Below are 22,581 nucleotides of genomic sequence, written 5' to 3' on the forward strand. Positions count from 1 at the left end.
GAATGGAACGGCCCAGCGGCTGATTCAGTTACGGCGACCTCTGCAGATGGCGGGGCCGCCCCATGAGAAGGAATACTCTCCGATGCCCGTGCAAGGCACTCCGGACCAGTTCGTCGGAATTCTGCGTGACACGGTGGTGGCGCTGGTGCGCCGCGATGGTCCTGACCTCTCGGCGCGGCAGCTCGGCGTGTTCCTGACGGTCTATCTTGGCGAGGGACCGCATACCGTGCGCGGCCTCGCGGCTTCGCTGAACGTTTCCAAGCCCGCCATCACCCGCGCGCTGGACCGTCTCGGCGAACTGGACTTCGCCCGCCGCAAGACCGACCCCCAGGACCGCCGCTCCGTACTCGTGCAACGCACCGTCAAGGGCGCCGCCCTGCTGCGCGAAATGCGCAGCATCATGGGCGAAGCCGCCGCCGCGGCCGAGGACGAGAATGCCGCCGTTCAGCCGGCGAACAACCAGGTGGCTGCGAAGCGCGCGAGCTGACCCGGCTTGCGACGGGCACCGTGGCGGAGCCGCCGCTTCGCTACGGTGCCTATGATTCCGGCAAGGCCCGGACGAAGGCGCGCCAGTCCTGCCGCTTCGCTGCGGCACGCTCGGTTCCGTCCGGCATCTTGGCATAGAGGCTGAGCACCCCTTTCGCCCACAGCGCGTCGAAAGCCGCTTCGCTGGACAGGGCAAAGGCGGCGCTGCGGTCGAAAACTCCATCCCGGATTTTCGGGAGCACCTTCAGGATCCACCAGGCCGCACCGAGCGCCAGGATGGCGAATCCAAGCCAGGTGTGGATGTACATGGTCGCGAGCAGGCTGCCGACGAGCAGGATCGCCGGAACGGTCACGTTCTCCCAGGTCTGGTAGACCGGAGACCCGGGTGCGTTCATCTGCCGGATATTGATCCCGAGCTTGACCTGCCCACGGTCCAGCAGCCCCTTCAGCTTCTCGAGTTCGCTCACCTTTCCACCCCCGGTTCGGCCCGCAGCTCAAAGGCGGCCTCCATCAGGGCGCGGGTGTAGGGCGCCCTGGGCGCGGCGACCACCTGCTCCGTCTCGCCAGCCTCGACCAGGCGCCCATCCTTCATCACGACGATACGGTGCGCGAGGGCGCGGACGACGCGAAGGTCGTGCGAGATAAAGATGTAGGCGAGGCCGCGCCGGGCCTGCAGGTCGCGCAGCAGATCCACGACCTGGGCCTGCACCGACACGTCGAGCGCGCTGGTTGGCTCATCGAGCACGACCAGCTCCGGCTGAAGGACCAGAGCGCGGGCAATGGCGATGCGCTGGCGCTGCCCGCCCGAGAACTCATGCGGGTAGCGGATGGCGCTGGCGGGATCCAGCCCGACCTCGCGCAATGCACCGGCGACCCGTTTGTCCCGCTCGGCTCGGGAGAGACCGGGCTCGTGCACGGCGAGGCCCTCCCCGACGATCTCGCCCACGCTCATGCGGGGGGACAGGCTGCCATAGGGATCCTGGAAGACGACCTGCATGCGCCGGCGCAGCGGGCGGAGCGCCTTGCGGGAATGGCCGTGGATCGGCTGCCCGTCCAGCACCACCTCGCCCTGGCAGGGCTCCAGTTGGAGGAGAGCGAGACCGAGGGTGGTCTTCCCGCTGCCGCTCTCCCCCACCACTCCGAGGGTCTCGCCCCTGCGGAGGGTCAGATCCACCCCGTCGACGGCTTTCACATGGCCGACGACGCGACGCAGCAGCCCTCGGCGGATCGGGAAGTGAACCTTCACCCCTTCCGCCCGGAGGATCTCGGGCGCATGGGCCGGCAGGGGCACGGCGCGGCCGTGTGGCTGGGTTTCCAGCAGCATGCAGGTGTAGGGATGACGGGGGCGGGAGAAGACCTCGGAGACAAGGCCCTGTTCCACGGCCGTGCCATCCTTCATGACCACCACCCGATCCGCGTAGCGGCGGACGATCGCAAGATCATGGCTGATGAGGAGCAGGGCCATGCCGAGCTCCCGCTTCAGCCGGGCCAGCAGTTCCAGCACCTGGGCCTGAATGGTGACATCCAGCGCCGTGGTTGGCTCGTCGGCGATCAGGAGCCGGGGATCGTTGGCGAGGGCGATCGCGATCATCACCCGCTGCCGCTGGCCGCCCGAGAGCTGGTGGGGATAGGCGTCCAGCCGATCGGCCGCGGCGCCGAGGCCGGCTCTATGGAGCAGCTCCATGACGCGCTGGCGTAGCGCCGTGCCGCGCATCGGGCGGTGCAAGGTAATCGCCTCTGCCACCTGCCGCCCGATCGTGTGCAGCGGGTTCAGGGAGGTCATGGGTTCCTGGAACACCATGCCGGCCACGCCGCCACGGAGGCGTTGCAGCTCGTCCGGCGCGGCCTTCAGTACATCCACCCCGTCCAGGGTGATCCGGCCCCTTGGATTGGCGCCGCCCGGGCCGAGAAGGCCGAGGCAGGACAGGGCGGTAACGCTCTTGCCGCTGCCGCTCTCACCCACCAGGGCGAGGGTCTCGCCCGGCCTGAGGGAGAAGGACACACCACGAACGACCTGGTGGCCACGAAAGGCGACGCAAAGGTCCTGTACGTCGAGGAGCGGCGCGCTCATCGGTGCCCTCCTGGCTGCCTGCGGGGGTCGAAAGCGTCGCGCACGGCTTCTCCAATGAAGGCGAGCAAGGTCAGCATGCCGCCGAGCACGACGAAGGCGGTGATGCCGAGCCAGGGCGCCTGGAGGTTGTTCTTGGCCTGGGAGACCAGCTCGCCCAGGGAGGGTGAGCCGGGCGGAAGGCCGAAGCCCAGGAAGTCCAGGCTGGCCAGCACGGTGACGGAGCCAGCCAGGATGAAGGGCAGCATGGTCAGCGTGGCCACCATGGCATTAGGCAGGATGTGGCGCATCATGAGCCGCGTGTCGGAGACACCGAGGGCCCGTGCGGCGCGGACGTAGTCGAGATTGCGGCCGCGCAGGAACTCTGCCCGCACCACGCCGGTCAGCGCCATCCAGGAGAAGAGCAGCAGGAAGCCGAGAAGGGAGAGGAAGCTCGGCTCGATCACGCTGGCCAGGATGATCAGCAGCAGGAGCTGCGGCATGCCCGACCAGATCTCGATGACCCGTTGGAAGATCAGGTCCACCCAGCCGCCGTAATAGCCCTGCACCGCCCCCGCCGCGACGCCGATGAGGGAGGAGAGGATGGTGAGGGTGAAGCCGAAGAGCACGGAGATGCGGAAGCCATGAATCACCCGCGCCATCACGTCCCGCGCCTGGTCGTCCGTGCCCAGCAGGTTGCGCATGGAAGGCGGCGATGGCGCCGGGCGCCCGAGATCGCGCACCACGGTGCGGTGGCTGTATCGGATCGGCGGCCAGATGGCCCAGCCGCGCTTCTCCACCTCCTCCACCAGCATCGGGTCGTGCCAGTCCGCGGCGGTCGGGAAGCCGTCGCTCAGGATGTCGCTCTCGGCGTATTCGACCGCGACCGGGAAGAACCAGTGCCCCTCCACCCGCGCGACGATCGGCCGGTCATTGGCGATCAGCTCGGCGAAGAGGGTGAGGACGAAAAGCGTTGCGAAGATCCAGAGCGACCACCATCCTCGCCGGTTGGCGCGGAAGTTGGCGAGGCGGCGGCGGGTAAGGGGCGAGAGGCTCAACGTCGGGCGCTGAAATCAATGCGGGGATCGACCAGCGTGTAGCTGATGTCTCCGACGATCTGCATGACGAGGCCCAGCAGGGTGAAGATGTAGAGGGTGGCGAACATCACGGGGTAATCCCGCCGGATGGCCGATTCGAAGCCGAGCAGGCCAAGCCCATCCAGGCTGAACACGATTTCGACCAGAAGCGCACCGGTGAAGAGGATTCCGATGAACGCGGCCGGGAAGCCGGCAATGATCAGCAGCATCGCATTGCGGAAGATGTGGCCGTAGAGCACCCGCCCTTCCCCCGCCCCCTTGGCCCGGGCAGTGAGGACGTATTGCTTGTTGATCTCATCCATGAAGGCGTTCTTCGTCAGCATGGTCAGCCCGGCGAAACCGCCGACGACGAGGGCGACGGTGGGCAGCACCATGTGCCAGGCGTAATCGGCCGCACGCTGCCAGAACGGCCAGTTCTCGCTGCCGCCCGTGGTCAGGCCACGCAGGGGGAACCATTGCACGAAGGACCCACCGGCGAAGAGGACCACCAGCAGGATGGCGAAGAGGAAGCCGGGGATCGCATAGCCCAGCAGCACCACGCCCGAGGTCCAGGCATCGAAGCGCGTCCCGTCCTTCACCGCCTTCCGGATCCCGAGCGGGATGGAGACGAGATAGATGATGAGGGTGGACCACAGGCCGAGCGAGATGGAGACGGGCATCTTCTCCAGGATGAGGTCCACCACGGGCCGGTCCTGGAACAGGGAGCGGCCGAAATCGAAGCGTAGATAGCTGCCGATCATCTCCCAGAAGCGCTGGGTGGCCGGCTTGTCGAAGCCGAAGGTCTTCTCGATCTCCGCGACCACGGCGGGATCGAGACCGCGAGCCCCTCGGTAGCTGGAACGCGGCCCCTCCCCGCTCGTCTGATCCTGGGGGCGCGGGGCGCGGGTTTCGCCGCCACCCTCACCGGTCAGCCGGCCGAGGGTCGTGTTTCCCTGGCCACGCAGCTCGGCGAGCATCTGCTCCACCGGGCCACCGGGTGCGAATTGCGTGACGGCGAAGTTGATGAGGATGATGCCGAACAGGGTCGGCACCAGCAGCAGCAATCGGCGGAGGACATAGGCGCCCAAGGCCTAACCCGCGCTCCGGGCGGCGGTGAGGGCGCGTTCCTTCTCCGCATCCACCCACCAGCTGTCCAGCCCGAGGCCACGCCGGGGATTGCGTGGGGGGCGTCCGAATTTGTCCCACCAGGCCAGGCGGAATGTGCGGCCGTGCCATTGCGGGATGGCGTGGAAGCCCCAGAGCAGCACCCGGTCGAGCGCCCGGCAGGCGGCGGTCAGCTCCTCGATGCTCTGCGCGTTCACGATGACCTCGACGATCTCATCCACCACCGGGTCCTTGATGCCGATGGTGTTGCGGCTGCCATTCTCGCTGGCCTTCGCGCTCGACCAATAATCCCGCTGCTCGTTGCCCGGAGATGAGGACTGGCCGAAGACCTCGACCGTCATGTCGTAGTCGAAACCGTCCATCCGCACCTGGTACTGGGGCGGGTCCACCGTGCGGACCCGGGCCTCGATCCCGAGGCGCTGCAGGGACTGGATATAGGGTAGCGCCACTCGCTCGAAGGTCGGGCCGTTCAGCAGAATCTCGAACTCGAAGCGCTGGCCCTGGGCGTTCGCCAAGCGGCGTTCCTTCACCGTCCAGCCGGCCTCCCGCAGTAGCTCCAGGGCGCGGCGGGCGTGCTCGCGGTTGTTGCCGCTGCCATCGGTGACGGGCAGCTTGAACTCGCGGGTGAACACCTCCGGCGGCAGCCGGTCCTTGTAGCGCTCCAGGATCTCCTTTTCGCGCCCCTCCGGCAGCCCGCGGGAGGCGAAATCGGAATTGGAGAAGTAGGAGCTGGTGCGCGTGTAGGAGCCGTAGAACAGGTTGGCGTTCATCCACTCGAAGTCGAAGACGAGCCCAAGTGCCTCGCGGACCCGCCTGTCCTGAAACAGCGGGCGGCGCTCGTTCATGATGAAGCCCTGCAGCCCGGTCGGCAGCTCATGCCGGATCTCATCGCGCTTGACCCAGCCACGCCGTACAGCAGGGAAGTCATAGGCCGTTGCCCAATCCCGCGCGACGTTCTCGGTGCGGAACTCGATCTGCCCGGCCTTAAAGGCTTCGAGCGAAACGGTGGCGTCCCGGTAATACTCGTAGCGCATCAGGTCAAAGTTGTTGGTGCCCTTCATGGTGGGCAGGTCCCGCGCCCAGTAGTCCGGCACACGGCGATAGGCGATGGAGCGCCCGGCCTCGAAGCGCTCGATCCGGTAGGGGCCGGAGCCCAGCGGGGCCTCCAGCAGCGGGCGGGCGAAGTCACGACTCTCCCACCAATGCTTCGGGAGCACGGCAAGTTGGCCGATGATCAGGGGCAGCTCGCGGTTCTGGTCGGTGGAGAAGCGGAAGGTCACGCGCCGCGGGCTTTCGGCCACCACCTCGGACACATCCGCCCAATAGGCCCGGTAAAACGGACGGCCGTGCTGGCGAAGGGTGTCGAAGGTCCAGACCACGTCATCGGCCGTTATGGGGCGCCCATCATGCCAGCGGGCCGTCTCGCGCAGCTCGAAGCTCACCCCGCGCTTGTCGGTCGGAATCTCCACCACCCCGGCAAGATGGCCATACTCGGCGCTCGGCTCGTCCGAGCTTTCCTTCAGTAGCGTGTCGTAGAGGATGCCGCTGCCGACGGCAGCCGTGCCCCGCAGGATGAAGGGGTTGAAGCTGTCGAAGCTGCCCAGGGCGTAGAGGGTGATCTCCCCGCCCTTCGGGGCATGCGGGTTCACCCAGGGGAAATGGGTGAAGTCGGCGGGTAGCGCCGGTTGTCCCAGCAGGGACAGCGCATGGACCCGGCGCGGGCCCGGGGAGGTTCCCTGGGCGAGCGCAGGCAGGGCGGGAAGCCCGGCGGCAAGGCTGGAGGCGAGGAGGGTGCGGCGGCGCATGGCCTGAGATTGGGGGCTAATGCCCCATCCCTCAACTGGCTGCCACTAAACGGAAAGCAACGAGGTGCAGGCGGGCAGCAGGGCGGGGTCGCCGACGGCGAGCACATCCCCCTCGGATTCCAGCGTGAGCGGCCGCCCCGCATGGTCGGTGACCCGCCCGCCGGCGCCTTCCACGACCGGAACCAGCGCCGCCCAGTCCCACGGCTTCATCGTGGCATCCACCACCACGTCCAGCAGCCCAAGCGCGATCAGGCCATAGATATAGCAATCCCCACCCCAGCTCGTGCGACGGACGGCACGGCGCAGGGCCATGAAGCCCGCATCCTGGCCGGGCGGAAAAATATCGGGGGAGGTGCTGGCCAGTTCCGCGGTCGAGAGCTCCGGGCAAGGGCGGCAGCCGATGGCGCCCCCGAAGGGGCCCCGAAAAATCGTCCGGCGCCCCTCCACCCCGATCCAGCGCTCGCCGGTGGCGGGCTGGTCGATCAGGCCGAGAACAGGGCGGCCGCGGTGCAGCAGGGCGATCAGAGTGCCAAAGAGGGGGCGGCCGGTGACGAAGGCGCGGGTACCATCGATCGGATCCAGCACCCAAACCCATTCGGCATCGGCGCGGTCCGGGCCGTATTCCTCGCCGATCACCCCGTGGTCGGGATGATGGCGGGCGATATGCTCGCGCAACGCGCGCTCGGCGCCGCGATCGGCCTCGGTCACCGGGCTGGCGTCGCCCTTCGCCTCGACCAGAAGAGCCGAACGAAAGAGGGGGCGGATGACCGCCCCCGCCAGATCCGCCGCAGCTTCTGCCGAGGCGACGAGCTTGTCCATCACCCCAAGCCTATCAGGGAAGCGGCTGGGGGCTGGCGGACAGGGTACGGAGATAGGCGATCACATCGGCACGCGCCTGCGCCTGGCTGATGCCAGCGAAGGCCATGCGGGTGCCGGGTATGGCGGCGGAGGGACGGTTGAGGAACGCGTTCAGCGCCTCGTAGTCCCAGTTCTTGTCGTGCAGCGCCTTCATGGCCGGGGAGTAGTTGAAGTCATCCCGGTGCGCATGGGGCCCGCCGACCACGTTGTAGAGGTTCGGGCCGACCGCGTTACGGCCACCCTCCGTCCAGGTGTGGCAGGCGGCGCACTGCCGGCCCATGATGGTCTGGCCATTCTGCACATTGGCATTGGCCAGCAGCGGCCCGATCGGCTCCAGCGCCGCCGGAGCGGCCGGAGCGGCGGAGGCCACCACCTCACCCGTCTCAATGGCTGGCTTATCCAGGCGATGGGGGTGCACCACCAGCCCGCCGACGAGCCCGGCCACCATGAAGCTGATGCCGGCCGTGAGGACCGCCGCGAACGCCTTGTTAGCTTCCAGGCTCATACGCCCTGCCCGAATCCCGTGTTGTGCCGCATCCAAACGCCCAGCGGCGCGCGCGTTTGCGCGGCCCCGCCGTCGCGGCTAGAAGCCCGCGGACCATAATGTTCCCGGGCTTCCGCGACAACCCGTGGCCGCCCGGCCCATCGGAACCGCCGCCAAGGCGCAGGGGGAAGCCCTCTCGTGAACCCCATCGTCCTGATTCCGGCCCGCATGGCCTCAACCCGCCTGCCGGGCAAGCCGATGGCCGATATCCACGGCCGGCCGATGATCGTGCATGTGCTGGAGGCGGCCCGTGCCGCCGGAATCGGGCCGGTGGCCGTGGCCTGCGACGATCCCTCGATCGAGGCGGCGGTGTTGGCCGCCGGCGGCGCCGCGGTGATGGTGGCGGACGACCTGCCCTCCGGCACCGACCGGATCGAGCGGGCCCTCACCCTCCTGGACCCGGAGGGCCGGCACGACGTGGTGGTGAACCTCCAGGGGGACCTGCCTGCCATCCCGGCCGCGCTGCTCCGCACCGTGCTGACCCCGCTCTCGGACCCCATGGTGGACATCGCGAGCCTCGTCGCGCCCGTGGTCAGCGCCGAGGAGGCGGCGGCGCCGAGCGTGGTCAAATGCGCCTGCGCCTTCCCGGCGGGGGTGGATGTCGCACCCGCCCTTTATTTCTCCCGGCTCCCTATCCCGTCCGGGGAAGGGCCGCTCTGGCACCATATCGGCCTCTACGCCTACCGCCGCGCGGCACTGGCGCGGTTTGTCGCCCTGCCGGAGAGCCCGCTGGAGAACCGGGAGAAGCTGGAGCAGCTCCGCGCGCTCGAGGCCGGCATGCGGATCGCGGTGGCCCGTGTAGACCATGCCCCCTTCGGCGTGGATACGCCGGCCGACCTCGCCCGCGCCCGCGCGGTGCTGCATCCGGGCATCGCCGCCCAAAGAGAGACCCCGTGACCCAGACCATCGCCTTCCAGGGCGTGCCCGGCGCCTATTCGGACCTCGCCTGCCGCGCGGCCTATCCTGGCTGGACCACCCTGCCCTGCCCGTCCTTCGAGGCGGCGATGGCCGCCGTGCGAGAGGGCCGGGCGGACCTCGCCATGCTCCCCTGCGAGAATTCCCTGGCGGGGCGCGTGCCGGACATCCACCGGCTGCTGCCCGATTCCGGCCTGCACGTGGTGGGCGAGCATTTCGAGCGGGTGGAGCATTGCGTCCTGGCGCCGCCGGGCGCGACGCTGGAGACGATCCGCCGGGCCCATTCCCATCCGGTGGCCCTCGGGCAGGTGCTCAACCTGCTGCGGGACATGCGCTGGCAGGCGGTGATCGAGGCCGATACGGCCGGGGCGGCCCAGCTGATCGCGCAGCGCGGCGGGGTGGAGGACGCGGCCATCGCCTCCTCCCTGGCCGGGGAGATCTACGGGCTGCAGGTCCTGAAGCGGAACGTGGAGGATGAGGCGCACAACACCACGCGCTTCTATGTCATGTCGCGGGAGGCGGCCCTGCCGCCCGTCACGGCGCCTGACTGCGTCACCACCTTCGTCTTCCGGGTCCGCTCCGTGCCGGCGGCGCTGTACAAGGCGCTCGGCGGCTTCGCGACGAATGGCGTGAACATGACGAAGCTCGAATCCTACATGCTGGACGGGCGCTTCACCGCCGTGCAGTTCCTCTGCGACGTGGATGGCCACCCGGACCAGCCGCCCGTGCGGCGCGCGCTGGAGGAGCTTCGCTTCTTCTCGCGCGAGGTTCATGTGCTCGGCTGCTACCCCGCGCATCCCTATCGGCGGGAGCAGGCGGAGGCCGCGGAGTGATCGCGGAGCCGCGATCTCCGCTTCCGCAGCGCCCGGCCATGCCGTAAGCAGACGGCAACGATAACCGCCTTTCAGGGAAAGGAACGCTTCCGCATGACCTCCCGCGTGAACCGCCGCGCGCTTCTGACGGCCGCGCCCGCCGCCGCCGTGCCGGCCGTCCTGGCTGCCCCCGCCATTGCCCAGACCAACCCGGAGGTGCGCTGGCGCCTCACCTCCTCCTTCCCGCGCAACACCGACATCCTCTGGGGCACCGCCGAAGCCGTGGCCAAGCGGGTGGGCGAGCTGACCGAGGGGCGCTTCCGCATCCAGGCCTTCCCGGGCGGCGAGATCGCGCCGGCGCTGTCCGCGCTCGACGCCGTGCAGTCGGGCAGCATCGAATGCGCCCACACCGCCTCCTACTACTACATCGGCAAGGACCCGGCCCTGGCCTTCTTCACGGCCGTGCCCTTCGGCCTGAATGCCCGCCAGAACACCGCCTGGCTCCGCTATGGCGGCGGCCAGGAGCTGATGAACGAGATGATGCGCGAGTACAACGCGATCGCCTTCCCCTGCGGCGATACGGGCGCGCAGATGGGTGGCTGGTTCCGGCGCGAGATCCGCACCGTGGACGACGTGAAGGGGCTGAAGTTCCGCATCACCGGCCTCGCCGGGCAGGTTTTCCAGCGCATGGGGGCGACCCCCTCCGTGGTGCCGGCCTCCGACATCTACTCGTCGCTGGAGCGCGGCACGATCGACGCGGCCGAGTTCGTCGGCCCGCATGACGACGAGAAGCTCGGCTTCGCCCGCGTCGCCCCGAACTACTACGCCCCGGGCTTCTGGGAGCCGGGCGCGCGGCTGCACTTCATCGCCAACCAGCGCGCCTATGACGCCCTGCCGCCCCAGTACAAGGCGGCCATCGCGGTCGCGACCGCTGAGGCGGATGCCGAGATGGTGGCGAAGTACGACGTGGCCAACCCGCAGGCGCTGCGCCGCCTGGTGGCCAGCGGCGCCCAGCTCCGGTTCTGGTCCCGCCCGATCCTCGAGGCCGCCTGGCGCGCCACGAACGAGGTGATGGACGACCTGGCCAGCAAGAACGAACGTTTCAAAAAGATCCTGGAAAGCCATCGCCGCTATCGCGACGAGGTTTACACCTGGCACCGGGTGAGCGAGAATTCATTCGACAACTTCGCTTTCACCGCCTCGCAGACGGTGCGTTGAGCCTTCTGCGGGCGTAAAGGAAGGGGGCGGGGCCGGGGGGCTCCGCCCCCTTCTCTTTTCCGCGCCTCCCCTCGCGCGACGCCCACGGATCGCCTCATGGACATTGCCGGCCTGTTGTCCGCCCTGCTGATGGGCGTGGTGGAGGGGCTGACCGAGTTCCTGCCCATCTCCTCCACCGGGCATTTGATCCTTCTGGGGGAGCTGATCGGCTTCGAGGGGCCGCCCGGCAAGGTCTTCGAGATCGCCATCCAGCTCGGCGCCATCCTGGCGGTGGTCGTCACCTATTGGAGGCAGCTCTGGCGCATCGCGCTGGGCATGTGGCGGCCGGCCACGCTGGAGCGCTTCACCGCGGTCAACCTGCTCCTGGCCTTCCTGCCCGCCCTGGTGATCGGGGCGGCGCTGCACGGGCCGATCACACGGCTTCTCTTCAACCCCTGGGTCGTTGCCGTGGCCCTCGTGGTGGGCGGTGTGGCCATCATCCTGATCGAGCGCGCGCGTCCGAACCCGTCCATCCATTCGGTACCCGAGATCGGGCCGCTGGCGGCCCTGCTGATCGGCTTCGGACAGGTGCTCGCGATGATTCCGGGCACCAGCCGGTCCGGGGCCACGATCATCACCGCGCTGCTGCTCGGGGTGGAGCGGCGGGCCGCGGCGGAGTTCTCCTTCCTCCTCGCCATCCCGACCATGCTGGCGGCGACGGTCTACAGCCTCTGGAAGGCCCGGAACAACCTGGACCTCTCCGGCCTGGGGCAGATCGGCATTGGCTTCGTTGCCGCCTTCGTGGTGGCCCTGGTCGTGGTGCGGGTCGTACTGGCCTCCATCTCAAGAATCGGCTTTACGCCCTTCGGGTGGTACCGAATCGCCCTGGGCGCGATCATTCTCGCCTGGCTGTCTGTCCGTTAGGATCACGCGCTTCCCCCGGGGAGGCCGGCTGGCGTAACCGCAGGACGCCGCACAAAGGAGAGGGCTGCATGCTGACGCCGCGGATTCCCATGGGACTGCTCGGACTCGGGCTGATCGGGCTCTCGGCCCTTCCCGCTGCGGCCCAGAGCTGGCCGAGCGATTCGGGGCCGACGGGCGACTATCTCGGGTCGACGGTCCGACAGTTCGAGCGCCTTGCCCCACCCCCCGTCGAGGCGGGCGGACGCGGAGAACGGCCCGTGCCCAACATGCGGGCCACCGACCTGCCGGGTGTGTCGGTGGACATGGCCCCGCCCGCTCTTTCCCCTGCCCGCCAGGCCGAAAGGGCCGTTCCGCGTCGGGCCACGCGCCGGGGCGCCTATCGCGCACCGGCCGCCGCCTCCCGGTCCCGCGGGACGCAAAGCCGGGAAGCCCGGCTGGAACGCGCCCTGGCCGCGCAGGACAGGCGAATCCGCGAGCTCGAGCGGCAGATTCAGCAGGGGCGGTAAGAGGCGGCCGCGCCGCCGGCCCGGCGGTCAGCCCGCGCCCGGGCGGGGGAAGAGCCCCTCCCCCAAGACGCAGAACCGGCGTCACGCGTTCTGCAGGACCACGTCGTACTCGGCCTCGGTCTTGGCCCGCATCTCCTCCTCGGTCACGCCCGGGGCGAGTTCCAGGAGCCGCATACGGCCGGCGGCCTTGTCGACCTCCAGCACGCCTAGATCCGTCACCACCAGATCCACCACCCCCTGCCCGGTGAGAGGCAGGGTGCAGGACTTCAGCAGCTTCGGCTTGCCGCCGGCCGTATGCTCCATGAGCACCACCACCCGCTTCACGCCGGCGACGAGGTCCATGGCGCCGCCCATGCCCTTCACCATCTTCCCCGGGATCATCCAGTTGGCGAGGTCGCCATTCTGGGCCACCTGCAGGGCGCCGAGGATGGACAGGTCGATATGCCCGCCCCGGATCATGGCGAAGCTGTCGGCCGAGGAGAAATAGCTGGTCGTCGGCAGTTCGGAGACCGTCTGCTTGCCGGCATTGATCAAGTCCGGGTCCTCCTCCCCCTCAAGCGGGAAGGGGCCGATGCCGAGCATTCCGTTCTCGCTCTGCAGCTGGACGGAGACGCCCTCCGGGATGTGGTTGGCGACCAGGGTCGGAATGCCGATGCCCAGGTTCACATAGAAGCCGTCCTCCAGCTCGCGGGCGGCGCGGGCGGCCATTTCGTCGCGGGTCCAGGCCATGGCTGGGCGCTCCTCAGCGGGTCGGAAGGGGGTCGGTGCCGGCGGCGGCCGGAGTGGCGGGCTCGGCGCGCTTGCGGGTCGTGCGCTGCTCGATCCGCTTCTCCGTGCCGGGCGGGACGACGATCATGCGCTTAACGTAGATGCCGGGGGTATGGATGTGGTCCGGGTCCAGCTCGCCCTGCCCCACCATCTCCTCGACCTCGACCACCGTGACCCGGGCGGCCGTGGCCATCACCGGGTTGAAGTTCCGCGCGGTCTTGCGGAAGACGAGATTGCCCTCCGGGTCGGCCTTCCAGGCATGGATGATGGCCAGGTCCGCCATGATCCCCCGCTCCATCACATAGGTCGCCCCGTCGAAGTCCTGGGTCGGCTTGCCCTCGGCCACGGCAGTGCCCACGCCCGTGCGGGTGAAGAAGGCCGGGATGCCCGCGCCGCCGGCCCGGATCCGCTCGGCCAGCGTGCCCTGCGGGTTGAACTCGATCTCCAGTTCGCCTGCCAGGTACTGCCGGGCGAATTCGGCATTCTCGCCGACATAGGAGGCGATCATCTTTCGGATCTGCCGGGTCTTCAGCAGGAGGCCGAGCCCGGCATCGTCCACGCCGGCATTGTTCGAGACGAAGGTGAGTTCCTTCACGCCACTGTCGCGGATGGCCTCGATCAGGAGGCTCGGGATCCCACAGAGGCCGAAACCACCGGAATGGATGAGCATCCCGTCGCGCAGCAGCCCGTCCAGCGCCGCCTTCGCATCCGGGTAGAGTTTCCTGCTCATTCGATGGCTTCCTCCAGCGCTCACGGCGGCCGGAGGCTAGCCGTCCCGACCCACATCATAAAGGGGGCGGAAAAACCTTCGGAGGGGGATTGCCTGCCCCGTGGGGCACGGCTATATCGCGGCACCCGCACGGTGGGGGGCCATAGCTCAGTTGGGAGAGCGCTTGAATGGCATTCAAGAGGTCGTCGGTTCGATTCCGATTGGCTCCACCAAATTGACGGGATGATGCGGGGCGCTCGGCAACGAGCGCCCCGCTCTCTTTTCCGGCCCTTGCCTCCGCTCAGCCGACGCCGACGATCCGCCAAGCGAATTCACGCCCGTCCGGCTCGGAGATGGTGACGTTCTCCCCAGGGCGGCAGGGAGCCGAGCCACGGATCACGGCCTGGATCGGCGCATCCACAGGGCTGTCGTCGCGCCGGAAGAAGCGCAGGGCCCAGCCCTGGTCGGGGTCATAGACCACATCGCCATCCATCAGCCCCTGGCCGGGCCAGAACCGCCGCGCATGCCAGGTGGCGGAATCGGCCTGCCAAGCAGCCGGGTCGGGGAATCCCTGGCGGTCGAGCGTCAGCTGCACCTCGTAGCGGTGCTCGGGGCTGCCCTCGGGCAGGCCGCTTCCGCCGCTCGGCGACAGGACGACGAGCGGCATGCGGACCTCCTCTGCTCAGCTTCGTGGCGGTGCGGTGCCTAGATGGCCACCCGCACGCCCAGTTCGACTACGCGATCACTGGGGATACGGAAAAACTCGGTCGCCGGAACCGAGTTGCGCGACATGATACCGAACAGCCATTGCTGCCAACGCGCCATCTTCGGGATGGCGGAGGCGACCACGGTTTCACGGCCGAGGAAGTAGGAGGCCTGCATCGGCTCATAGTCGACGCCGACCTCCCGCAGCCCCTCCAGCTCACGCGGGATGTTCGGGCTCTCCTGGAAGCCGTAGCAGAGCGAGACCCGGTGGATCCCGGGCGCCAGTTCCTCGACGCGCCGGCGGTCCGTCACCTGCGGCACGTCCTCGTTGTTCACGGTCACGAAGAGGACGCGCTCATGCAGAACCTTGTTATGCTTCAGGTTGTGCAGGAGCGCGCTCGGCACGTAGTCCGCCTGGCTGGTCATGAACACCGCGATCCCGGGCACGCGCACCGTGCGGGATTGCGGGAGGCGGGCGAGGAACGACTTCAGCGGCAGGCTGTCCTGGCGGAACCGGCTGAACAGGAGATCCCGCCCGCGGTGCCAGGTGAGCATCATGGCGAAGATCGCGCCGCCCAGGAGCAGAGGCACCCAGCCGCCATCCGGGATTTTCAGGACGTTGGAGATGAAGAAGGCCATGTCGAGCAGGAAGAGCGGCGTGAAAACCGCGATCACCAGAGGCAACGACCAGCCGAACTTACGCCTGAAGACCAGCCCGGCGAGGGTCGAGGTGGCCAGGAAGGTCCCGGTCACGGCAAGGCCATAGGCGGCCGCGAGGCTGTCCGAGTTGCGGAAGGCGACGACCAGTACCACCACGCCCATCAGGAGCGCGAAGTTCACCTGAGGCATGTAGATCTGCCCCTCTTCCGTCTCGCTGGTATGGCGCACCACCAGCCGGGGCAGGAAGCCCAGCTGCACGCACTGGCGGGCGATGGAATAGGCGCCCGAGATCATGGCCTGGCTGGCGATGATGGTGGCCGCGGTGGCCAGGATGACCAGGGGCAGGCGCAGCCATTCGGGCGCGAGCAGGTAGAAGGGATTCTCCAGCGCCGACCGGTCGGACAGCATGAGCGCACCCTGGCCGAGATAGTTCAATGCAAGCGCCGGCAGGACGAAGGCGACCCAGGCGACCTGGATGGGCCGGCGGCCGAAATGCCCCATATCGGCGTAAAGCGCCTCCGCCCCCGTGACCGCGAGCACCACGGAACCGAGGGCGATGAAGGCGGCCAGGTGATAGGCCAAGGCGAAGCGCACGGCGTAATGCGGCGAGAGGGCGACGAGCACTTCCGGCTCCCGCACCACCTCGATGAGCCCGAGCAGGCCGATCACGCCGAACCAGAGGACCGTGATGGGCCCGAAGATGGCGCCCATGCTGCCCGTGCCGCGGTACTGCACCAGGAAGAGCCCCAGCAGCACGGCCAGCGAGACCGGGACGACCGCCCCCTCGAAGGCGGGAGAGATCACCTTCAGCCCCTCCACGGCCGAGAGGACCGAGATGGCGGGGGTGATGACGCCGTCCCCGAAGAAGAGGGCCGCCCCGGCGATCCCCACGAGTGCGATGGTCCAGCGCCCGCGCTCCGTGATGGCGGCCCGCTGAGCCAGGGCCATCAGGGCGAGGATGCCTCCCTCCCCCTTGTTGTCGGCCCGCATGACAAGCCAGACATATTTCACCGTCACCACGATGATGAGCGACCAGATGATCAGGCTGAGGATGCCCAGAATCTCCCAGCGCTCCAGCCCATCCGAGGAGAAATGGAGCAGCGCTGCCCGCATCGCGTAGAGCGGGCTGGTTCCGATGTCCCCGTAGACGATTCCCAAGACGCCCAGGAGGACGGCGGCGTTGAGAGGCTGCCGGTCGCCTTGGGTGGCCGCTGATGTCACGTCCGTGGTCCGCGTCGGTTGATGGGCGGCGGCATATGGCCGCCGCCCCGGAGGCTGCAACCCCCATGGCCGTCCCACGGTTGCAGCCCCGTCATGCGTTTGAAGGCGGAACGAGGCAACGGCCGCCCCCCTCCGCGATTCGCGCTCAGTGGCCGCGCAGGATCTGCGAGAGGAACATCTTCAGACGGTCGGTGGAAGGATTGCTGAAGAGCTGCTCCGGCGCCCCCTGCTCCACCACCTCGCCCCGGTCCATGAAGACCACCCGGTCGGCCACCTGGCGGGCGAAGCCCATCTCATGGGTGACGCAGATCATCGTCATCCCGTCCTCGGCCAGCCCGACCATGGTGTCGAGCACCTCCTTGATCATCTCGGGGTCCAGGGCGGAGGTCGGCTCGTCGAAGAGCATGATCTTCGGCTTCATGCAGAGCGCGCGCGCGATGGCGACGCGCTGCTGCTGGCCGCCGGAGAGCTGGCCCGGATACTTCCGCGCCTGGTCCGGGATCTTCACGCGGGTGAGGTAATGCATCGCCAGCTCCTCCGCGTCCTTCTTCGGCATGCGGCGGACCCAGATAGGGGCGAGGGTGCAGTTCTCCAGGATGGTGAGGTGCGGGAAGAGGTTGAAGGACTGGAAGACCATGCCGACCTCGCGCCGGATCGCATCCAACGCGCGCACGTCGTCGGTCAGCTCGGTGCCGTCCACGACGATCCGGCCTTCCTGGTGCTGCTCAAGCCGGTTGATGCAGCGGATCATGGTGGACTTGCCGGAACCCGAAGGCCCGCAGACCACCACCCGCTCCCCGGTCGCAACCTCGAGCGAGATGTCCCGCAGGACATGCATGGAGCCGTACCACTTGTTCACCTTGTCCAGCAGGATGGCCGGGGGCGCGTCCGTGCGGATCGAGGAAGCAATATGGAGTTCGGTGTCGAGGGCGGCGCTCATGGCGGCTTCCTTCTCGGTTCTCAGCGGTTCCGGTGGCGGTTCAGTTCCGCCTCCAGGTTCTGGCTGTAGCGGGACATGGCGAAGCAGTAGATGAAGTAGATGACCGAGATCGCGATGTAGACCTCGACGCCGAAGCCTTGCCAGGCCGGCTCCACGATCGCGGTCTTGCCGGCAGTCAGCAGGTCGAAAATGCCGATGATCAGGACCAGCGACGTGTCCTTGAAGAAGCCGATGAAGGTGTTCACCAGCGGCGGGATGACGAGGCGCAGCGCCTGCGGCAGGATGATGAAGCCGGTCTTCTGCCAGTAGGACAGGCCCAGCGCTTCGGCCGCCTCGTACTGGCCCTTCGGCAGCGCCTGCAGGCCGCCGCGCACCACCTCGGCGAGGTAGGCGCCGGCGAAGAGGATCACGGCCACCTGGGCGCGGAGCAGCTTGTCGATGTTCAGCCCTTCCGGGAGGAAGAGGGGGAACATGACGCTCGCCATGAAGAGAAGGCTGATCAGCGGTACGCCGCGGATCAGCTCCACATAGGCGATGCAGAGGACCCGGATGGCCGGCATGGAGGAGCGGCGCCCGAGTGCGACAAGGATCGCGAGCGGGAAGGCGAAGGCCAGACCGAAGGTGGCGAGGATGAGGGTGATCGGAAGGCCGCCCCAGCGCTCCTGCGGGACATAGGACAGGCCGAACACGCCGCCCCACATCAGGATGCCGATGGCGGTCAGCGTCACGGCCCAGACCACCGCCAGTTCCCAGCGCCAGAAGCGCCGCATGGCGGAGACGACATAAAGCGCCGTGAAGAGCAGGCAGACCAGCGCCGGGCGCCAGTGCTCCTCATAGGGGTAGGTGCCAAAGAGGATGAAGCGGTGCTTCTCGGTGATCACCGCCCAGCAGGCGCCGGGGGTGGCCGAGTTCTTCAGGGCGCGGCAGGCCTGGGTCTGGTTGTTGTCGACCGACCAGATCGCATTGATGAAGGCCCAGTCCACGAAGCTGATGGCGTAGCGAACGATGAAATAGGCCAGCACGAGCGTGACCGCCGTGTTCAGCCAGGAGGAAAACAGATTCGCCCGGAACCAGGCAATCGGCCCCGTGGTCAGGGCCGGTGGCTGCCGCGGCGCCGCTTCCGGCACGCCGGCGACGGAGGTGTTGAGGGGGATGTCGCTCATCTCGGTGCTCCCCTCAGCGCTCGACCAGGGCGATACGTGAGTTGTACCAGTTCATGAAGAAGCTGATCGAGAGGGAGATGGTCAGGTAGACCGCCATGATGATGGCGATGCCCTCGATCGCCTGTCCCGTCTGGTTCAGGGTGGTGTTGGCGATGCTGACGATGTCCTGGTAGCCGATGGCAACGGCCAGGGAGGAGTTCTTGGTCAGGTTCAGGTATTGGCTGGTCATCGGCGGCACGATCACGCGCAGCGCCTGGGGCAGTACGATCTGGCGCAGCACGGTGCTGGAACGCAGGCCGAGCGCCTGTGCGGCCTCCCACTGGCCATGCGGCACCGCGAGGATACCGGCGCGCACGATCTCGGCGATGAAACCGGCCGTATAGGTGGTCAGGCCGATCAGCAGCGCGAAGTATTCGGGGCTGATCGTCATGCCGCCACGGAAGTTGAAGCCCCGCAGCTCTGGCCAGTCGATGGCGGTGGGCGCGCCGCCCAGGCTCCAGACGACCAGGGGCAGCCCGACCAGGAGGCCCAGGGCCGCCGGCCAGATCGGACGCGGCCGGCCGTCCTGCATCTGCTTCCGGCGCATGGCCTTCGCATAGAGCCAGGTGGCGAAGCACCCCGCAACGAAGGCGAGCAGCGCCCAGCTATGCGCGACCTGCCAATCCAGGAAGGGGAGCTTGAGCCCGCGGTTCGAAAGGAAGACGCCCGCGACCGGATTGAGTGCCTGGCGGGGCCCCGGCAGGCCCTGGAGGATGGTGTACCAGAACAGCAGCTGGAGCAGCAGCGGCACGTCGCGGATCAGCTCGACATAGACCGCGGCTATCTTCGACAGCAGCCAGTTCTTCGAAAGCCGGGCGATGCCGATGACCGTGCCCAGGGTGGTGGCGAGCACGATACCGACGACCGCGACCTTCAGCGTGTTCAACACGCCGACGGTCAGCGCGCGCAGATAGGTGCTCGCGGGGGTGTACTCGATGAGGTGCTCACCGATGGGCAGGCCGGCTTCCCGGTTCAGGAAGCCGAAGCCGGTGGCGATGCGGCGCACCTCGAGATTATGCTGCGTGTTGCGGACCAGCCACCAAATGACGCCGATCACGGCGCCGACGATCAGCACCTGCCACACAATGGCCCTGACGCGCTCATCGGCCCATGTCAGCCGGATCTGCCGTTTTGGCGGGGTGCGGAGGTGCCGCGGGTCGGTTGCGGTCTGCGACATCCGGTGGGCCTTCGTCTCTTCTTGTTCTTCGATGGGGATCACGGGGGCCCTGTGAAGGGCCCCCGTGACGTCGGATCAGCGGAAGGGCATCGCGTATTGCTGGCCGCCCGGGGTGGTCCAGAGCGCGTTCGGGCCACGCTGGATGCCGATCGGCTGCAGGTGCCGGGCGAAGATCTCGCCGTAGTTGCCGGTCGCCCGGATGACGTTCACCGCCCACTCGTTCGGCACGCCAAGCATCTGCCCGAGCCCGCCATTCTTGCCGAGCATGCGCTGCACCTCGGGACGGGTGTCGTTCGCGGCCATCTGGGCGACATTCGCCTGGGTGATGCCGAACTCCTCCGCGGCGACGAGCGCGTAGTGCACCCAGCGCACGAGATCCGCGAAGCGCTGGTCGCCATGGCGCAGCAGCGGGCCGAGCGGCTCCTTCGAGATCACGTCCGGCAAGATCGTGTGCTCGGCGGGGTTGGGCTGGCTGGAACGGGTGGCGGCGAGGCCGGACACGTCCGTGGTGTAGGCGTCGCAGCGGCCGGAGGCATAGGCGCTGACCAGCTCCTCCAGGCGCTCGATCACCACGGGGGTGAACTGCACGTTGTTGGCGCGGGCCCAGTCCGTCAGGTTCTGCTCGGTGGTGGTGCCGGGCTGGACGCAGATGGTGGCGCCGTTCAGCTCCTTGGCGGTCTTCACGCCCGTCGAGGTCTTCACCATGAAGCCCTGGCCGTCGTAGAAATTCACACCGCCGAAGTCGAGGCCGAGCGAGGTGTCGCGCGAGAGCGTCCAGGTCGTGTTGCGGGCCAGGACGTCCACTTCGCCGGACTGCAGCGCCGTGAACCGGCTCTGCGCGGTCGTCGGCACGTAACGGACCTTGTTGGGGTCGCCGAAGATGGCGGCGGAGATGGCGCGGCAATATTCCACGTCGAAGCCGCGCCACACGCCCTGGCTGTCCGGCTGGGCGAAGCCGGCGAGGCCGGTGTTCACGCCACAGACAAGCGTTCCGCGTGCCTTGATCGCATCCAGGATGGAAGCGCCGCCGGCGGCGGGCGCCTGAGCGGCGGCCGGCAGCGCGCCGAGCGCCGTGATGGCGACGGCACCGAGGAGGCCGAAAGTCGTGCGCCGCAAGGGCTGCATGGTCATCAAAGTCTCCCTGAGTCTCATTGGTACGCTCCCGGCGTCATGCTGCGCCAGGGTTGTGCTTGGATCAACGCGGGATTGCGCGGACCGCAGGGCACGCCCCTTAGCGTTCTGAAGCGCGCACGGCAATTCCGGCCATGCGGGGTTTCCCCCGCCAGCATCGGGCGGCACCATGGCGAGAGCAGGCTTCACACCGTCCTGGTGTGCAAGCGGCATGCCGCATTCCGGAGGAGGACGCCCACTGCTGCATCTGGATCACGCCGCGGTCGATGCCCTCCTGCCTTGGGAAGCGCTAACCGATGCACTGGGCGAGATGTTCCGCACGGGCTGCGAGGCCCCGCTTCGCCACGCCCATGCCTGGCAGGAGGACCGGGCGCGGAACACCCTGCTGCTCATGCCCGCCTGGCAGGCCGGGCGCTATACTGGGGTCAAGATCGTCCATGTGGCGCCGGGCCATGCCCCCGCCGTCCATGCCGCCTATCTTCTCTCGGACGCCGCGAGCGGCGCCCCGCTGGCCCTGCTGGACGGCGGCGCGCTGACGGACCGGCGGACGGCGGCAGCCAGCGTGCTGGCTGCGCGGTACCTTGCCCGCCCCGAAAGCCGGCGGCTCATGTTGCTGGGCAGCGGAAAGGTCGCCCATGCGCTGGCCCAGGCCTATCGGACCGCCTTCCCGATCGAGAGCATCTCGGTCTGGTCGAGGGAGGCCGCCAATGCCGAGCGCCTCGCCGCCCGGCTCCGGGCCGAGGGTCATCCGGCCCAGGCGGTGGCCGATCCCGATCCGGCCGAAGCCGACATCATCTCCTCCGCCACGCTTTCCCACGCGCCGCTGATCCCCGGGGCCACGGTGCGGCCCGGCACGCATGTGGACCTGGTCGGCGCCTTCCGCGCCGATATGCGCGAGTCCGACGCAGCGCTGCTGGCGCGGGCCACGCTGGTCGTGGACACCCGCGCCGGGGCCCTGGCCGAGGCGGGCGACGTGGTCCAGGCCATCGCGGAGGGCGCCTTCGGGCCGGAGCATGTGGCGGCTGAACTGGCCGACCTGTGCCGCGGCGTGCATCCCGGACGCCGGGATCCCGGCGAGGTGACCGTGTTCAAGTCGGTCGGCTGGGCGGGGGAAGACCTGGCTGCGGCCATCCAGGCCTATGAGGGCAGCCTGGCCGAGGCCGGACGGGAGTAATCCCGGCCGATCACCCCGCGGGAAGAGTGACCGAGGTGCCCTCGCCCTCGGACTCCAGCGTCGCACCCAGCTCCTCAAGGGCGGCACGCGCAGCGGGTGGAACGGGCCAGCCGAAGCTCAGCCGGGCTCCGTCGAGGCGGAGCGGCGGGCGCGGGCCAGGCGGCAAGGTGGCGGCGCCGGATGCGGCCAGGATCAGCGCCCCCTCCAGCGCCGGAGAGCGGCGCTCGACGACGGCATTGCCCAGCAGGCGGAGTTCCAGCGGTCCGGCAGCCGCCAGGGTCAGCAGCGGCAGCAACTCCTGCATCAGCCGGCCGGCGGGCGCGGGCCGCACGCCTTCCTCCCGCCCCAGGGCGAGGAAGCCGCGGGCGAGCTGGTCGTATTCGACGGCGGCCTCACGTGCGCGGCTCACCTGTCGCGTCGTCGTCTCACCCGCCGGGAGCCGCGGCATGGCGGCATCCAGATTCGCGGTGAGCACCATGGAGAGATTGTTCACGGCGTGGCGTACGGGCCGCAGGAGCAGCGCCATGGCCTGGGCCGCCGCCACGGTGCCGGACTTCTCCTCCACCGTCACGGAGCAAGCCCGGCACGAGGGCGGCGAG

General features: G+C 68.6%; 23 protein-coding genes and 1 tRNA gene. 8 read left to right on the top strand and 16 right to left on the bottom strand.

The window, feature by feature from the left end:
• Positions 1-82 precede the first annotated feature (82 nt).
• Positions 83-487, top strand: a complete 405-nt coding sequence (locus BUB97_RS02925; RefSeq protein WP_086061850.1) for a MarR family transcriptional regulator — start codon at positions 83-85, stop codon at positions 485-487.
• A gap of 49 nt (positions 488-536) precedes the next feature.
• On the opposite strand, the gene BUB97_RS02930 is transcribed toward BUB97_RS02925, so the two are convergent.
• The 7 genes from BUB97_RS02930 to BUB97_RS02960 are packed head-to-tail and all read right to left on the bottom strand — an operon-like array spanning position 537 to position 7,902.
• Positions 537-953: a hypothetical protein gene (locus BUB97_RS02930; protein ID WP_073131296.1), complete on the bottom strand. Its 417-nt coding sequence runs from the start codon at positions 951-953 to the stop codon at positions 537-539.
• Positions 950-2,557, bottom strand: coding sequence for an ABC transporter ATP-binding protein (locus BUB97_RS02935; protein WP_073131298.1), 1,608 nt, complete (start codon positions 2,555-2,557; stop codon positions 950-952). The genes BUB97_RS02930 and BUB97_RS02935 overlap by 4 nt, the downstream gene beginning before the upstream one ends.
• Positions 2,554-3,591 (bottom strand): ABC transporter permease, encoded by a 1,038-nt coding sequence (locus BUB97_RS02940; protein WP_073131299.1) that lies wholly within the window; start codon positions 3,589-3,591, stop codon positions 2,554-2,556. Before BUB97_RS02940 ends, BUB97_RS02935 begins: the two co-directional genes overlap by 4 nt.
• Positions 3,588-4,697: a microcin C ABC transporter permease YejB gene (locus BUB97_RS02945; RefSeq protein WP_073131301.1), complete on the bottom strand. Its 1,110-nt coding sequence runs from the start codon at positions 4,695-4,697 to the stop codon at positions 3,588-3,590. Before BUB97_RS02945 ends, BUB97_RS02940 begins: the two co-directional genes overlap by 4 nt.
• A 3-nt stretch (positions 4,698-4,700) precedes the next feature.
• Positions 4,701-6,539, bottom strand: coding sequence for an extracellular solute-binding protein (locus BUB97_RS02950; RefSeq protein ID WP_073131303.1), 1,839 nt, complete (start codon positions 6,537-6,539; stop codon positions 4,701-4,703).
• A 45-nt stretch (positions 6,540-6,584) separates the two neighbouring features.
• Positions 6,585-7,358 carry an inositol monophosphatase family protein gene (locus tag BUB97_RS02955; protein ID WP_073131305.1) on the bottom strand — a complete coding sequence of 258 codons (774 nt, stop codon included), beginning with the start codon at positions 7,356-7,358 and terminating at the stop codon, positions 6,585-6,587.
• Between the two features lie 13 nt (positions 7,359-7,371).
• On the bottom strand, positions 7,372-7,902 hold the full coding sequence (locus tag BUB97_RS02960) for a c-type cytochrome (protein WP_073131307.1): 531 nt from the start codon (positions 7,900-7,902) through the stop codon (positions 7,372-7,374).
• 177 nt (positions 7,903-8,079) lie between these two features.
• Between BUB97_RS02960 and BUB97_RS02965 the strand changes: the two genes are divergently transcribed.
• The 5 genes from BUB97_RS02965 (at position 8,080) to BUB97_RS02985 (ending at position 12,295) form a co-directional block, all read left to right on the top strand.
• Positions 8,080-8,838, top strand: a complete 759-nt coding sequence (locus BUB97_RS02965) for a 3-deoxy-manno-octulosonate cytidylyltransferase (protein ID WP_073131309.1) — start codon at positions 8,080-8,082, stop codon at positions 8,836-8,838.
• Positions 8,835-9,689, top strand: a complete 855-nt coding sequence (locus tag BUB97_RS02970; RefSeq protein ID WP_073131311.1) for a prephenate dehydratase — start codon at positions 8,835-8,837, stop codon at positions 9,687-9,689. The genes BUB97_RS02965 and BUB97_RS02970 overlap by 4 nt, the downstream gene beginning before the upstream one ends.
• A 93-nt stretch (positions 9,690-9,782) precedes the next feature.
• Entirely contained in the window at positions 9,783-10,886 is a 1,104-nt protein-coding gene (locus BUB97_RS02975) for a TRAP transporter substrate-binding protein (protein ID WP_245818167.1), read from the top strand.
• A gap of 96 nt (positions 10,887-10,982) precedes the next feature.
• Positions 10,983-11,789, top strand: a complete 807-nt coding sequence (locus BUB97_RS02980) for an undecaprenyl-diphosphate phosphatase (RefSeq protein WP_073131313.1) — start codon at positions 10,983-10,985, stop codon at positions 11,787-11,789.
• A gap of 68 nt (positions 11,790-11,857) precedes the next feature.
• The gene (locus BUB97_RS02985) at positions 11,858-12,295 is read left to right on the top strand and encodes a hypothetical protein (protein ID WP_073131315.1); all 438 of its coding nucleotides are present in this window, start codon (positions 11,858-11,860) and stop codon (positions 12,293-12,295) included.
• Positions 12,296-12,376: 81 nt separating this feature from the next.
• Here the strand turns inward: BUB97_RS02985 and BUB97_RS02990 are convergent, their stop codons facing one another.
• Together BUB97_RS02990 and BUB97_RS02995 are read right to left on the bottom strand one after the other, a co-directional pair.
• Positions 12,377-13,024, bottom strand: coding sequence for a CoA transferase subunit B (locus BUB97_RS02990; protein ID WP_073131316.1), 648 nt, complete (start codon positions 13,022-13,024; stop codon positions 12,377-12,379).
• 13 nt (positions 13,025-13,037) lie between these two features.
• A complete protein-coding gene (locus tag BUB97_RS02995) occupies positions 13,038-13,793 on the bottom strand; it encodes a CoA transferase subunit A (RefSeq protein WP_073131318.1) in 756 nt (251 codons plus the stop codon).
• Between the two features lie 136 nt (positions 13,794-13,929).
• Between BUB97_RS02995 and BUB97_RS03000 the strand changes: the two genes are divergently transcribed.
• A tRNA-Ala gene (locus BUB97_RS03000) sits at positions 13,930-14,005 on the top strand.
• A 68-nt stretch (positions 14,006-14,073) separates the two neighbouring features.
• Here BUB97_RS03000 and BUB97_RS03005 read toward each other — a convergent pair.
• The 6 genes from BUB97_RS03005 to BUB97_RS03030 form a co-directional block, all read right to left on the bottom strand.
• Positions 14,074-14,439 carry a hypothetical protein gene (locus tag BUB97_RS03005; protein WP_073131320.1) on the bottom strand — a complete coding sequence of 122 codons (366 nt, stop codon included), beginning with the start codon at positions 14,437-14,439 and terminating at the stop codon, positions 14,074-14,076.
• Positions 14,440-14,477: 38 nt separating this feature from the next.
• A complete protein-coding gene (locus tag BUB97_RS03010; RefSeq protein WP_073131322.1) occupies positions 14,478-16,436 on the bottom strand; it encodes a potassium transporter Kup in 1,959 nt (652 codons plus the stop codon).
• A 67-nt stretch (positions 16,437-16,503) separates the two neighbouring features.
• Positions 16,504-17,298, bottom strand: coding sequence for an amino acid ABC transporter ATP-binding protein (locus BUB97_RS03015; RefSeq protein WP_073131324.1), 795 nt, complete (start codon positions 17,296-17,298; stop codon positions 16,504-16,506).
• 20 nt (positions 17,299-17,318) lie between these two features.
• Positions 17,319-18,461, bottom strand: a complete 1,143-nt coding sequence (locus tag BUB97_RS03020) for an amino acid ABC transporter permease (protein ID WP_073131325.1) — start codon at positions 18,459-18,461, stop codon at positions 17,319-17,321.
• A gap of 13 nt (positions 18,462-18,474) precedes the next feature.
• Entirely contained in the window at positions 18,475-19,677 is a 1,203-nt protein-coding gene (locus tag BUB97_RS03025; RefSeq protein ID WP_073131326.1) for an amino acid ABC transporter permease, read from the bottom strand.
• 75 nt (positions 19,678-19,752) lie between these two features.
• Positions 19,753-20,808: an amino acid ABC transporter substrate-binding protein gene (locus BUB97_RS03030; RefSeq protein ID WP_408906124.1), complete on the bottom strand. Its 1,056-nt coding sequence runs from the start codon at positions 20,806-20,808 to the stop codon at positions 19,753-19,755.
• A 211-nt stretch (positions 20,809-21,019) separates the two neighbouring features.
• Between BUB97_RS03030 and lhpI the strand changes: the two genes are divergently transcribed.
• Positions 21,020-21,982: a bifunctional Delta(1)-pyrroline-2-carboxylate/Delta(1)-piperideine-2-carboxylate reductase gene (gene lhpI / locus BUB97_RS03035; RefSeq protein ID WP_086061851.1), complete on the top strand. Its 963-nt coding sequence runs from the start codon at positions 21,020-21,022 to the stop codon at positions 21,980-21,982.
• Between the two features lie 10 nt (positions 21,983-21,992).
• Here lhpI and BUB97_RS03040 read toward each other — a convergent pair whose 3' ends face one another.
• Positions 21,993-22,553 (bottom strand): hypothetical protein, encoded by a 561-nt coding sequence (locus BUB97_RS03040; protein ID WP_073131327.1) that lies wholly within the window; start codon positions 22,551-22,553, stop codon positions 21,993-21,995.
• Between the last annotated feature and the right edge of the window lie 28 nt (positions 22,554-22,581).

Source organism: Muricoccus roseus, assembly GCF_900141905.1.
GTDB classification, from domain to species: Bacteria; Pseudomonadota; Alphaproteobacteria; order Acetobacterales; family Acetobacteraceae; genus Roseomonas; species Roseomonas rosea.

What these genes read in the sequence shown, in the direction of transcription:
- BUB97_RS02925 (WP_086061850.1), top strand. Translation starts at nt 83, where the DNA reads ATGCCCGTGCAAGGCACTCCGGACCAGTTCGTCGGAATTCTGCGTGAC.
- BUB97_RS02935 (WP_073131298.1), bottom strand. Translation starts at nt 2,557, where the DNA reads ATGAGCGCGCCGCTCCTCGACGTACAGGACCTTTGCGTCGCCTTTCGT.
- BUB97_RS02950 (WP_073131303.1), bottom strand. Translation starts at nt 6,539, where the DNA reads ATGCGCCGCCGCACCCTCCTCGCCTCCAGCCTTGCCGCCGGGCTTCCC.
- BUB97_RS02955 (WP_073131305.1), bottom strand. Translation starts at nt 7,358, where the DNA reads ATGGACAAGCTCGTCGCCTCGGCAGAAGCTGCGGCGGATCTGGCGGGG.
- BUB97_RS02960 (WP_073131307.1), bottom strand. Translation starts at nt 7,902, where the DNA reads ATGAGCCTGGAAGCTAACAAGGCGTTCGCGGCGGTCCTCACGGCCGGC.
- BUB97_RS02975 (WP_245818167.1), top strand. Translation starts at nt 9,783, where the DNA reads ATGACCTCCCGCGTGAACCGCCGCGCGCTTCTGACGGCCGCGCCCGCC.
- BUB97_RS02980 (WP_073131313.1), top strand. Translation starts at nt 10,983, where the DNA reads ATGGACATTGCCGGCCTGTTGTCCGCCCTGCTGATGGGCGTGGTGGAG.
- BUB97_RS02985 (WP_073131315.1), top strand. Translation starts at nt 11,858, where the DNA reads ATGCTGACGCCGCGGATTCCCATGGGACTGCTCGGACTCGGGCTGATC.
- BUB97_RS02990 (WP_073131316.1), bottom strand. Translation starts at nt 13,024, where the DNA reads ATGGCCTGGACCCGCGACGAAATGGCCGCCCGCGCCGCCCGCGAGCTG.
- BUB97_RS02995 (WP_073131318.1), bottom strand. Translation starts at nt 13,793, where the DNA reads ATGAGCAGGAAACTCTACCCGGATGCGAAGGCGGCGCTGGACGGGCTG.
- BUB97_RS03005 (WP_073131320.1), bottom strand. Translation starts at nt 14,439, where the DNA reads ATGCCGCTCGTCGTCCTGTCGCCGAGCGGCGGAAGCGGCCTGCCCGAG.
- BUB97_RS03015 (WP_073131324.1), bottom strand. Translation starts at nt 17,298, where the DNA reads ATGAGCGCCGCCCTCGACACCGAACTCCATATTGCTTCCTCGATCCGC.
- BUB97_RS03020 (WP_073131325.1), bottom strand. Translation starts at nt 18,461, where the DNA reads ATGAGCGACATCCCCCTCAACACCTCCGTCGCCGGCGTGCCGGAAGCG.
- BUB97_RS03025 (WP_073131326.1), bottom strand. Translation starts at nt 19,677, where the DNA reads ATGTCGCAGACCGCAACCGACCCGCGGCACCTCCGCACCCCGCCAAAA.
- BUB97_RS03030 (WP_408906124.1), bottom strand. Translation starts at nt 20,808, where the DNA reads ATGACCATGCAGCCCTTGCGGCGCACGACTTTCGGCCTCCTCGGTGCC.
- lhpI (WP_086061851.1), top strand. Translation starts at nt 21,020, where the DNA reads ATGCCGCATTCCGGAGGAGGACGCCCACTGCTGCATCTGGATCACGCC.